Source organism: Rhizobacter sp. P3_B12 (genome assembly GCF_056402895.1).
Genome location: NZ_JBFUGN010000102.1, coordinates 1 through 11,461 on the forward strand (window position 1 = coordinate 1; position 11,461 = coordinate 11,461).

The 11,461-nt window shown below is 69.9% G+C and carries 12 protein-coding genes and 1 pseudogene; 4 read left to right on the forward strand and 9 right to left on the reverse strand.

The annotated features are described in order from the left end of the window. Nucleotides 1–209 precede the first annotated feature (209 nt). The 4 genes from AC1D01_RS08410 (at nucleotide 210) to AC1D01_RS08425 (ending at nucleotide 4,260) form a co-directional block, all read left to right on the forward strand. Nucleotides 210–1,175 (forward strand): tripartite tricarboxylate transporter substrate-binding protein, encoded by a 966-nt coding sequence (locus AC1D01_RS08410; RefSeq protein ID WP_477865598.1) that lies wholly within the window; start codon nucleotides 210–212, stop codon nucleotides 1,173–1,175. 23 nt (nucleotides 1,176–1,198) lie between these two features. Then, nucleotides 1,199–2,179, forward strand: coding sequence for a tripartite tricarboxylate transporter substrate-binding protein (locus AC1D01_RS08415; RefSeq protein WP_477865599.1), 981 nt, complete (start codon nucleotides 1,199–1,201; stop codon nucleotides 2,177–2,179). An 18-nt stretch (nucleotides 2,180–2,197) separates the two neighbouring features. Further along, nucleotides 2,198–3,754, forward strand: a complete 1,557-nt coding sequence (locus AC1D01_RS08420) for a sulfatase-like hydrolase/transferase (protein WP_477865600.1) — start codon at nucleotides 2,198–2,200, stop codon at nucleotides 3,752–3,754. 65 nt (nucleotides 3,755–3,819) lie between these two features. Further along, nucleotides 3,820–4,260, forward strand: a complete 441-nt coding sequence (locus AC1D01_RS08425; protein WP_477865601.1) for a CBS domain-containing protein — start codon at nucleotides 3,820–3,822, stop codon at nucleotides 4,258–4,260. A 5-nt stretch (nucleotides 4,261–4,265) separates the two neighbouring features. On the opposite strand, the gene cyoE is transcribed toward AC1D01_RS08425, so the two are convergent. The 9 genes and pseudogenes from cyoE to AC1D01_RS08470 form a co-directional block, all read right to left on the reverse strand. Beyond that, nucleotides 4,266–5,156, reverse strand: coding sequence for a heme o synthase (gene cyoE / locus AC1D01_RS08430; RefSeq protein ID WP_477865609.1), 891 nt, complete (start codon nucleotides 5,154–5,156; stop codon nucleotides 4,266–4,268). 19 nt (nucleotides 5,157–5,175) lie between these two features. Continuing rightward, nucleotides 5,176–5,490, reverse strand: coding sequence for a cytochrome C oxidase subunit IV family protein (locus AC1D01_RS08435; protein WP_477865602.1), 315 nt, complete (start codon nucleotides 5,488–5,490; stop codon nucleotides 5,176–5,178). Nucleotides 5,491–5,498: 8 nt separating this feature from the next. Continuing rightward, nucleotides 5,499–6,179 carry a heme-copper oxidase subunit III family protein gene (locus AC1D01_RS08440; RefSeq protein ID WP_477865603.1) on the reverse strand — a complete coding sequence of 227 codons (681 nt, stop codon included), beginning with the start codon at nucleotides 6,177–6,179 and terminating at the stop codon, nucleotides 5,499–5,501. Nucleotides 6,180–6,183: 4 nt separating this feature from the next. Next, nucleotides 6,184–6,804: a cytochrome c oxidase subunit 3 family protein gene (locus AC1D01_RS08445; protein ID WP_477865604.1), complete on the reverse strand. Its 621-nt coding sequence runs from the start codon at nucleotides 6,802–6,804 to the stop codon at nucleotides 6,184–6,186. Then, the gene (locus AC1D01_RS08450; RefSeq protein WP_477865605.1) at nucleotides 6,801–8,561 is read right to left on the reverse strand and encodes a cytochrome c oxidase subunit I; all 1,761 of its coding nucleotides are present in this window, start codon (nucleotides 8,559–8,561) and stop codon (nucleotides 6,801–6,803) included. Before AC1D01_RS08450 ends, AC1D01_RS08445 begins: the two co-directional genes overlap by 4 nt. After that, nucleotides 8,558–9,670, reverse strand: coding sequence for a cytochrome c oxidase subunit II (locus AC1D01_RS08455; RefSeq protein ID WP_477865606.1), 1,113 nt, complete (start codon nucleotides 9,668–9,670; stop codon nucleotides 8,558–8,560). The genes AC1D01_RS08450 and AC1D01_RS08455 overlap by 4 nt, the downstream gene beginning before the upstream one ends. Nucleotides 9,671–9,679: 9 nt before the next feature. Further along, nucleotides 9,680–10,198, reverse strand: a complete 519-nt coding sequence (locus tag AC1D01_RS08460) for a hypothetical protein (protein ID WP_477865607.1) — start codon at nucleotides 10,196–10,198, stop codon at nucleotides 9,680–9,682. 42 nt (nucleotides 10,199–10,240) lie between these two features. After that, entirely contained in the window at nucleotides 10,241–10,756 is a 516-nt protein-coding gene (locus AC1D01_RS08465; protein ID WP_477865608.1) for a DUF1269 domain-containing protein, read from the reverse strand. Nucleotides 10,757–10,877: 121 nt separating this feature from the next. Then, nucleotides 10,878–11,461: pseudogene (locus tag AC1D01_RS08470) on the reverse strand (hypothetical protein); the annotation flags it as partial.

The window sequence follows — 11,461 nt, forward strand, 5'->3', positions numbered from 1 at the left end:
TGACCATGCTGCCGCTGGCGCGCACGACGCGGGCCAGCCGGTACATCAGCAGGTCCTCGAGGCCCTGGGGCGCGAGCAGGGAGCGGGCGGTGACGAGAGAGCTCATCGGACTGTGTCGTGATTCGCACGCAGCATCGATGCGTGCAGATGATGGATTAGATCAACCATCGGGCCGTCACCTAGATTCACACCAGGTCACGGAGGGTTGAATGCGTTCCTTGTTCTCATGGCGCCTCGTCGCCGGATTCAGTGTCGCACTGGCCTCCTGGGGCGTCCAGGCGGCCGCGCTGGACGGCACGCTGACGCTGGTCGTCGGCTATGCACCGGGAGGCGGCTCGGACCGTGTCGCGCGCGTCATCGGCGACAAGCTGCACACAGCGCTCGGCGTGACGGTGGTGATCGAGAACGTGGCCGGCGCCGGTGGGCGCATCGCGGCGCAGCAGGTGCGCCGCGCGGGGCCGAACCAGAACGTGCTGATGCTCGGCAACCCGGCCGTGATGGTCGTGGCGCCGCTCGTCTTCAAGGATGTCGGCTACGACCCGGACAAGGATTTCGTGCCGGTCTCGCGCGTGGCCGACTACCAGTTCGCGGTGGCCGTGGGCCGCGAGGTGCCGGTGCGCGAGTGGCCGCACCTGGTGGCCTGGCTCCAGGCCAACCCCGAGAAGGCCAACTTCGGCGTGCCCGCGGCCGGCAGCCTGCCCCACTTCTTCGGCCTGATGCTGGGCGATGCGGTGAAGGTGGCGCCGCAGATCGTCAGCTATCGCGGATCGGCGCCGCTGGCCAACGACCTGCTGGGCGGCCAGCTGCCGGTGGCGATCGACACGCTGGACGCGCTCTATGCCCAGCATGCGGCCGGCAAGGTGCGCATCCTGGCGATGTCGGGCACGCAGCGCGCGAGCTTCGCGAAAGACATCCCGACCTTCCGCGAGGCCGGCTTCAACGTCGCCGCCACCGGCTGGAATGCCTTCTTCGCACCGGCGTCCATGCCGCCGGCCAAGGTCCAGCTGCTCGGCCAGGCGATCCGCGCCGCGATGCAGGACGCGTCGGTGCGCAGCGCCTTCGAGACCATGAACCTGACGCCGGTGCTCAGCACGCCGGCCGAGACGGCGCAGATGCTGAAGACCTTCCGCGCCCAGTGGGAGCCGGTGGTCAAGCGGGCGGGCTTCGTGCCCTGATCAAGAAAAACGGGAGACAAGCCTTGAACCTGCCAACCTTCTGGCGACCGCTGGCCGCCTGCTGCCTGGTGCTCGCGACCTCGGTCGCGACACCACCCGCCGCGGCCCAGGCGCTGAACGAGCCGGTCACGCTGGTCGTCGGCTATGCGGCCGGCGGCAGCACGGACCGCGCGGCCCGCGTGGTGGCCGAGCACCTCGGCAAGAAGCTCGGGGTGGCGGTGACGGTCGACAACCGCCCCGGTGACGGCGGGCGGCTCGCCGCGCAGCAGCTGAGCCACACGCCGGCCCACCAGAACCTGCTGCTGCTGGCCAACCCCGCGGTGATGGTGGTGGCCCCCATCGTCTTCAACAAGGGCGCGGGCTACGACCCCGACAAGGATTTCGTGCCGGTGTCGCAGGTGACCAGCTACGACTTCGCGATCGCCGTCGGCCCCGCGGTGCCGCTGGACCGGCTGATGTTCCTCGTCAGCTGGCTGTGGGCCCATCCGCAGGACACGCGGTTCGGCGTGCCGGCCACCGGCAGCCTGCCGCACTTCTTCGGCCTGATGGCGGGCGACGCCCTCAGCATCAAGCCGCAGATCGTCGGCTACAAGGGCTCGGCGCCGCTGCTGGCCGACGTCGTCGCCGGCAAGGTGCCGATCGCCATCGACACGCTGGATTCGCTGTACCCGCAGCACGTCGCCGGCAAGGTCCGCATCCTGGCCGTGTCGGGCACGCAGCGTGCGAGCTTCGCGAAAGACATCCCGACCTTCCGCGAGGCCGGCATGAAGGTCGACGCCGCCGGCTGGAACGCCTTCTTCGCGCCCAGCTCGATGCCGCCGGCCAAGGTGCAGCTGCTCGGCCAGGCCATCCACGACGTGATGCAGGAGCCGGCCGTCCAGCAGGCCTTCAACGCGCTGTTCCTGGCCCCGGTGGTCAGCACGCCGGCGGACACCGCGAAGATGGTCAAGGCCTTCCGCGAGCAATGGGAGCCGGTGGTGCGCCGCTCGGGCTTCGCCCCCTGAGCCGAGAGCGAATCCAGCATGCCGCGCAACGTCCTGTTCATCATGGCCGACCAGCTCCGGCGGGATCACCTGGGCTGCTACGGCCACCCCTGGCTGCGCACCCCCCACATCGATGCGCTGGCGCGCCGCGGCGTGCGCTTCGACCAGGCCCACGTCAATTCCGGCGTCTGCGGGCCGTCGCGGATGAGCTACTACACCGGCCGCTACCCGTCGAGCCACGGCGCCACCTGGAATCGCGTGCCGCTGTCGATCGGCGAACTGACGCTCGGCGACTACCTGCGCGGCGCCGACCGGCGCCTGGTGCTGGCCGGCAAGTCGCACGTCATCCCGGACCGCGAGGGCCTGGCGCGCCTGCAGCTCGACGGCGGCAGCGAGCTCGCGGCCCTGCTCGAACGCGGCGGCTTCGAGGAGATCGACCGCTACGACGGCCACCACACGCCCGGCGCCGAAAGCGGCTACCCGGGCTTCCTGCGCGCCCACGGCTATGCCGGCGCCGACCCGTGGAGCGACCACGTGATCTCGGCCGTCGACGCGAACGGCCAGGTCGTCAGCGGCTGGCACATGCGCAACGTGCACCTGCCCGCGCGCGTGCGCGAGGAGCATTCGGAGACGGCGTACATGACCGACCAGGCCATGCGCTTCATGTCGCGCGTCGGGGACGAGCCGTGGGTGCTGCACCTGAGCTACGTGAAGCCGCACTGGCCCTACATGGCCCCGGCCCCGTACCACGCGCTCTACACGCCCGACCAATGCCTGCCGGTGCTGCGCACCCAGGCGGAGCTGCGCGACGCGCATCCGGTGCTGGCCGCCTACCGCGAGAGCGAGGAGAGCCGCAGCTTCTCGATGGACGAGTGCGTGCGCACCGTGCGGCCGGCCTACCAGGGCCTGATCCACCAGCTCGACGATCACCTCGGCCGGCTGTTCGAGCACATGGACCGGCTCGGCGTGCTGGACGACACCCTGATCGTCTTCACCGCCGACCATGGCGACTTCCTCGGCGATCACTGGCTGGGCGAGAAGGAGCTGTTCTACGACATGGTGCAGCGCGTGCCGCTGATCGTGGTCGACCCCTCGCCCGCGGCCGAGGCCACGCGGGGCAGCGTCGACCAGCGCTTCGTCGAGAGCGTGGACATCGTGCCGACCGTGCTGGAGGCGCTCGGCATCGAGCGCCCGGCGCATCGCCTCGAAGGCGCCAGCCTGCTGCCGCTGCTGCACGGCGGCACGCCGGCCTGGCGCGACAGCGTGTACTCGGAGCTCGACTACAGCTTCAAGCAGGCGCGGCTGCGCCTGGGCAAGAGCCCGCAGAACGCGCGCGCCTTTTCGCTGCGCACGGCGCGCTGGCGCTACGTGTACTGGCTCGACGAACCCGAGCAGCTCTACGACCTGCAGTCGGACCCCGACGAGATGCACGACCTGGGCCGGGACACGGGCACGCTGGGCCGGCGCATCGAGTTGCGCACGCAGCTGTTCGACTGGCTCGCGCGCCGCAAGCGGCGCACCACGGTCAGCGATGCGGTGGTGGAGCGCGGGACCCACGCGCACAAGCGCGCCGGCGTGTACTTCGGGCAGTGGTAGGCCCCTGGCGGCCGGCCTCGCGCGGGCGCACACTACGGACAGGTTCGTAGCGCGGAGCAACTGCCATGACCACCGTCGCCGACATCCTCAAGTCCAAGGTCGACACGACCGTCCACACCATCGACCCCGCGGAGTCGGTCTATGACGCGCTGCGCCTGATGGCGCAGGCGAACGTCGGCGCGCTGGTGGTGGTCGAGGACGATCGCGTGGTCGGCATCGTCAGCGAACGCGATTACGCCCGCAAGGTGGCGCTGAAGGGCCGCGCGTCGCGCGAGACGCCGCTGCGCGACATCATGGCCAGCCCGGTGATGTACGTGCACCCGCGCCACACCAGCGAGGAGTGCATGGCGCTGATGACCGACAACCGGCTGCGCCACCTGCCCGTGATGGAGGGCGGCCAGCTGATCGGCCTGATCTCGATCGGCGACCTGGTGAAGGACATCATCGCCGGGCAGAAATTCATCATCGAGCAGCTCGAGCACTACATCGCGGGGCACGCTTCCTGAGCGGCTCACGCCAGCGCGTGATCGGCCAATGCGTGATCGGCCAGCAGCAGCGCGAACAGCCCGAACAGGTAGACGATCGAATAGCGGAACACCGGCATCGCCAGCCGCGGGTCGCGGCGCAGGCGCCATGCGAGCGCGACGAAGCGCCCGCCGAGCAGCATCGCGCCGGCGAGGTACGGCCAGCCGCTCATGCCGATCGCGAACGGCAGCGCCGTGATCAGCACCAGGGCCACGGTGTACTGCAGGATGCGCGCCGACGTGAAGGCGACGCCGTGGGTGACCGGCAGCATCGGCACCTCGGCGCGCGCGTAGTCGTCGCGGCGGTGGATCGCCAGCGCCCAGAAATGCGGCGGCGTCCACACCAGGATGATCAGGAACAGCAGCAGCGCGCCCGGGTCGAGCTGGCCGGTCACCGCGACCCAGCCGAGCAGCGGCGGGGCCGCGCCCGCCGCCCCGCCGATGACGATGTTCTGCGGCGTGCGGTGTTTCAGGAACAGGCTGTAGATCCCTGCATAGCCGACCAGCGACGCGAAGGTCAGCAGCGCGCACAGCGGGTTGGTGAAGGCCAGCAGCAGCCCCATGCCGGCCGCGCCCAGCACGGCCGCGAACAGGATCACCTGCACGGCGCGCACGGCCCCGCGCGGCAACGGCCGGCCGCGCGTTCGCGCCATCACCGCGTCGATGCGCCGGTCGACCAGGTGGTTGACGGCGGCCGCGGCGCCGGCCACCAGGCCGATGCCCAGCGAGCCGAAGACCAGCGCGCGCCACGGCAAGGCCCCGTGCGTCGACAGCAGCATGCCGACGAGGACGGTGAACAGCATCAGCGCGACCACGCGCGGCTTGGTCAGCTCCAGGTAGCTGCGCCAGGGCGCGCGTGCGGCCGAGACGGAGGCGATGGTGTCGATGTGGCAGCCCTCAGCGGAAGAAGAGCAGGCGCGTCAGGTGCGTGTGGCCGGCCTCGGAAGCCATCAGCCCGACCAGCACCAGCAGGCACAGCGGGGGCAGCAGGATCGCGCAGATCAGCGCCAGCCGCTCCCAGGCCAGGTGCATGAAGACCGCGACGATCAGCCCCGCCTTCAGCAGCATGAAGACCACGATCAGGGTCCAGCGCAGCAGCCCCTGGAAGTGGAAGTAGTCGACGCCGTACGACAGCGTGCTGAGCACGAACAGCAGCGCCCAGATCCGCAGGTACAGGCCGATCGGATGCTGTTGCCCGGTTCCCGTCGTCATGGCACACCTCACCACAGGTAGAACAGCGCGAAGATGAAGACCCACACCAGGTCGACGAAGTGCCAGTACAGGCCGACGATCTCGACGATCTGGTAGTTGCCGCCGTCGTAGCGGCCGCGCAGCAGGCGCACCGCGACCACGATCAGGTAGATCACGCCGGCCGTGACGTGCAGGCCGTGGAAGCCGGTGATCATGAAGAAGGTCGAGCCGAACTGCGCCGCCCCCATCGGGTTGCCCCAGGGCCGCACGCCTTCGAGGATCAGCTTGGTCCATTCGAAGGCCTGCATGCAGACGAACATCTCGCCGAAGCCGGCCGTGATGAACATCAGCGCCGCGGCATTGACGCGGTCGCGCCGGTACGCGCAGTTCACCGCCATCGCCATCGTGCCGCTGCTGGTGATCAGCACGAAGGTCATGATCGCGATCAGCAGCAGCGGCACGTCGCTGCCGCCGACGTGCAGCGCGAACACCTGGCTCGGGTTGGGCCAGGGCACCGTGGTCGAGGTGCGCACCGTCATGTAGCCGGTCAGGAAGGAGCCGAAGATGAAGGTGTCGCTGAGCAGGAAGAACCACATCATCGCCTTGCCCCAGGCGACGTGGAACGCCTGGCGGTCGGACGACCAGTCGGTGACCAGCCCGCGCCAGCCGATCGGTGGCGCTGCGCCGGGGTCGTGGACGACGGCACTCATGGCGTCAAGCCCTGCCGCAGATGAACCGGACCACGTCCGGCGTCAGCCCGCCGAGCGCGGCGAACAGCACCGCCCACACGGCCAGCAGGAAGTGCCAGTAGCGCGCGCACAGCGCGATGCGCCGCGCCACGCGCGCCGGCTCGGGCGGCGGCGACGCGGCGGCGGGCATCGCCGAGGCCCAGGCGACCAGGCCGCCGAGCACGTGCAGCCCGTGCAGCGCCGTCAGCACGTAGAAGAAGCTGGCGGCCGGGTTGCCGGCCGGCCCCACGCGCGCTGCCAGCAGCGATTGCCAGGCCCACAGCTGCACGCCGATGAAGGCCATCGCGCACACGCCGCCGGCCAGCAGCAGGCTTCGCGCGGCCGGCCAGCGCGCGCTGCGGGCAGCGATGGCGGCGCGTTGCAGCAGCAGGCTGCCGGCCAGCAGCAGCGCGCTGCTCAGCCACAGCTGCCGCGGCAGCGCGAGCGTCGACCAGTCGGCGGCGCCGTCCATGCGCATCACGTAGGCGGACAGGAAGAGCGCGAACAGCGTGCTCGCCACCGCGATGAACACCCACAGGCCGGTGTCCAGCGCGCGCGCGGCGGGCGAGTCGTCGATGGTCGGGGATCCGAGGACGGCGCTGTTCATGTCGACACCTCCCTGGCTGGCCCGGGCGGCCCGGGCTCCTGGCCGCCGGCGTCGAGCGGCGCATCCTGCGCGATGAAGTCCTGCGGCGCGCCCGGCACGCTGTAGGCATAGGCCCAGCGGTGCACCACCGGCAGCCGCGGCCCCCAGTTGCCGTGCGCCGGCGGGGTGTCCGGCGTCGCCCATTCCAGCGAGGCGGCGCGCCAGGGGTTGGGGTCGGCCCGGCGGCCGCGGAACGCGCTCCAGACCAGGTTGAAGACGTACACCAGCTGCGCCGCCCCCACCGTCAGCGCGACCACCGTGATGAAGGCGTTCAGCGCGTGCGCCGAGGCCGGGATGAACTGGTAGTTCTCGTAGTGGTAGTAGCGCCGCGGCATGCCGAGCACGCCCAGGTAGTGCATCGGGAAGTAGATCAGGTAGGTGCCGATGAAGGTCACCCAGAAGTGGAACTTGCCGAGGCGGTCGTCCAGCATGCGGCCGGTGACCTTCGGGAACCAGTGGTAGATGCCGCCGAACACCACCAGCAGCGGTGCCACGCCCATCACCATGTGGAAGTGGGCGACCACGAAGTAGGTGCCCGACAGCGGGATGTCGACGCTGACGTTGCCGAGGAACAGCCCGGTCAGCCCGCCGCTCAGGAAGGTGAGGATGAAGGCGAGCGTGAACAGCATCGGCACCGTCAGGTGCAGGTCGCCGCGCCACAGCGTGAGCACCCAGTTGTAGACCTTGATCGCGGTGGGCACGGCGATGATCAGCGTGCTGGTCGCGAAGAAGAAGCCGAACCACGGGTTCATGCCGCTGACGAACATGTGGTGCGCCCACACCACGAAGCTCAGGGCCCCGATGACGACGATCGCCCAGACCATGGTGCGGTAGCCGAAGATCGCCTTGCGCGCATGCACGCTGATCAGGTCGGAGACGATGCCGAAGGCCGGCAGCGCGACGATGTAGACCTCGGGGTGGCCGAAGAACCAGAACAGGTGCTGGAACAGCAGCGGGCTGCCGCCCTTGTAGTCGGTGACCTGGCCCATCGAGACCAGGGCCGGCATGAAGAAGCTGGTGTGCAGGGTCTTGTCGAGCAGCATCATCACGCCGCTGACGAACAGCGCCGGGAAGGCCAGCAGCGCGAGGATGGTGGCGACGAAGATGCCCCACACGGCCAGCGGCATGCGCAGCAGCGTCATGCCTTCGCAGCGCGCCTGCAGCACCGTGGTGACGTAGTTGAGACCGCCCATCGTCGTGGCGACGATGAAGATCAGCAGCGACACCAGCATCAGCACGATGCCGCCCTCGAAGCCCGGCGTGCCGGGCAGGATGGCCTGCGGCGGGTACAGCGTCCAGCCGGCGCCGGTGGGCCCGCCCGGCACGAAGAAGCTCGCGACGAGCACCAGCACCGACAGCAGGTAGACCCAGAAGCTCAGCATGTTCATGTACGGGAACACCATGTCGCGCGCACCGACCATCAGCGGGATCAGGTAGTTGCCGAAGCCGCCGAGGAACAGCGCCGTGAGCAGGTAGATCACCATGATCATCCCGTGCATGGTGACGAACTGGTAATAGCGCTCGGCGTTGATGAAGGCGAACTGGCCCGGGAAGCCGATCTGCAGCCGCATCAGGTTGGACAGCAGCAGGCCGATCAGCCCGACCACGATGGCCGTGCTCGCGTACTGGACCGCGATCACCTTGTGGTCCTGGCTCCACACGTACTTCGTGATGAAGGTCTGCGGGGCGTGGTGCGCACCGGTGTCGACGTAGCTCATGACGGTTTGCCGTTCGATCGGATGTAGGCCACCAGGGCCGCCAGTTCCTCGTCGGTCAGCTCGATCTGCGGCATGACCTGGGCGAAGCCCTTCACGGCCCGCGCCTTCGGGTTGCGGATGAAGTCCTTCAGGTAGGCCTCGTCGACCAGCGCGGTGGAGCCGTCGACCATCGTCTCGGTCTTGCCGAACAGGCCCTTCCAGGTCGGCCCGACGCCCGCGCTGCCGTCGACCGTGTGGCAGGCCACGCAGCCCTTGGTCTGGGCCAGCGAGCGGCCCTGCGCGGCCGGCGTGCCGGTGCCCGCGGCGGCCGGCGCGGCGGCGGCCTGCGTCGCCGCGAAGGTGGGCTGCTGCTGCAGCCAGGCCTGGAACGCCGCGTCGTCCTCGACCACGACGTAGCCGCGCATGTCGGGGTGGCCGACGCCGCACAGCTGCGCGCACATCGATTCGTAGCGCCCCGGCTGCGTCGGCGTGAACCAGAACGAGCTCACCTGGCCCGGCACGATGTTCATGCGCGCGCGGAACTGCGGCACGAAGAAGTCGTGCAGCACGTCGTGCGAGCGCATCAGCACCTTCACCGGGTGGCCGACGGGCAGGTGCACCTCGTTGCCGAGCACGATGACGTTGTCCTGCCCGGCGGCATCGGCCGGGTCGAGCCCGAGCGGGTTGCTGCCGCTGACGAAGCGCGCATCGCTGCCGCCCAGCTTGCCGCTCGCGCCCGCCAGGCGGAAGCGCCACTGCCACTGCTGGCCGACGATCTCGAGCAGCCGCGCATCGGCGGGCGGGCGCACGTAGTCGGCGTACACCACCAGTCCCGGCGCCAGCAGGCCGGCGATGCCCAGCGTCGTGACGCCGATCAGCCAGCGCTCCAGGCGCTTGTTCTCGGGCTCGTACGCGGCGCGCCGGCCGGCGCGGTGCCGGAAGCGCCAGACGGTGTAGGCGACGAAGAGGTTGATGACGACGAAGAACAGCCCGGTGGTGGCCAGCGTGATGGTGAGCGTGTCGTCCATCTGCTTCCAGTTGGACGCGAGCGGGGTCGTCCACCACGGCGTGACGAGGTGGAACAGCACCGACGCGACGACGAGCACCAGCAGGGCGAGGGCGATGGCCATGGCCGGCGTTCAGGGGCCCGGCCGGGGGGCCTGGCGGCGCCGCGCGAGCTTCCAGTACAGCAGCGAAGCCGTGACACCGAACACCAGGTGGGCCGCGAACGTGCTCCAGCCGCGCAACTCCACCAGCCAGGGGAACGCCTGCGTGGCCACGTGGAAGCTGGCCAGGTAGAGCAGCGCGCCGAACAGCAGGCCGACGACCGCGAGTGCGAGCGCCCCGGTGTCGTAGCGGAAGCCGGCGCTGATGAAGCCGAGCACCATGCCGAACGCGGTGCCGAGCACGTAGTGGGTGGCGAGCGCCACGGCCACGATGCCCACGCTGAACGACTCGGAGGCGTGGCCGGTGTCCGACCCGAGCGCGATCGCGGCGACCAGTTGCGAGATGCGCCACGGCCCCATGCTGCCGGCAGCGGCGGCCCAGAGGAGCTCCAGCACCATCAGGACCGCGCCGGCGGCAAATCCGGACACCGCGGCGGCGGACCAGTCAGGTTCACGCCGCTCCCAGCGATGCAGATGCAATCGATGTTCCATCGTCACCTCCATGCGGGAGGCGCCGTCGAATGGCAGCCCGGGTCAGGGAAACGCCGGGATGTTCGGCTCCACGCCTTCCAGATGCGCTTCCGGGTGCAGGGTTTGCAAGCGGGATTCGATGTCGTCGACGCGCGAGCGCGGCACGTCGACCATCAGCAGGATCTTGCCTTGCTCGATGGCGGACTCGAAGCGCTTGAGTCGGTGATTGGGTGTGGAGATGCCGATCAGGCTGGACGACCAGGCCCCGAAGCCCGCGCCCACGATCGCCAGCACGGCGACCATGCCCCATTCCGGCGAGTCGCCGAAGAGCGGGAAGAACAGCGCGGCGATCACGCCCAGCACGGCACCGGCGGCGCCGCCGATGACCAAGCCGGCCTGCGCCGAACGCACGATGTCGGAGGTCTGCAGCAGGTTGGCCGGATGCAGGCCGGTCAGGACCTCGCCCTCGCGGGCGACGAAATGGATGTGGGGCTCGGAGATCCGGGCGAGCAACAAGTCATCCATCGTCCGCCGGGCGCTGGCCAGGTCGGGCAACAGCCAATAGATGCGTCTGCGCATGGCCGCCTCCTTGTGCTTGATTGCAGCCGAGCTGCAGGCTTGCGGAGCGATTGGCGACCACCGTACTCCCATTCGGGACGATCGGCAAGCGGGCACAAACCATCGTCGCGTCGCGTGTATTTCACCGCGTGGGCAGCCTGCACGCCGCCACGCGGTTGACCTGGATCTGCGAGCCGCCGGCGCTGTAGGCCCACAGCACGTCGCCATTCGGGGCCGTGACCATGTCCTGGAACTGATCGATGGCGAGGCCGGATGCGACCGGGCCCTCGATGAGCTGTCCATCCGCCGCGTTCGCCACCGCCAGCATCAGCGCGCCCCCCGACTTCCAGCCCAGCAGCAGCCTGTCGGTGCCGAGCGCGGCCAGGTAGGGGCGGAACGGGTAGCTGGCGTCGAGGCCGGTGGCTGCGCCGATGCCGAGTTGCCGGGCCGGTGCCGTGCCGCGGTTCGGCAGCTTCGCGAGTTGCAGCGACAGCCCGCCGTTGGCCGCGGGCTGGATGAAGTTCATCCAGAAGCCGTCGCTCGCGCCCACCAGGCCGCCGAGTGCGCGCTGCGCCGGGTCGGTGCCGGCCAGCCACTGCAGCGTGTCGGCCGCAGCCGACGGCGTGGCCAGGCGCGCCTGCTGCATCGCGTTCGGGTAGGCGTCGCCGTGGCAGGTCGCGCCCCACTGCGTGCCGTTCCAGGCGGTGCGCACCGACCAGCTGTGGC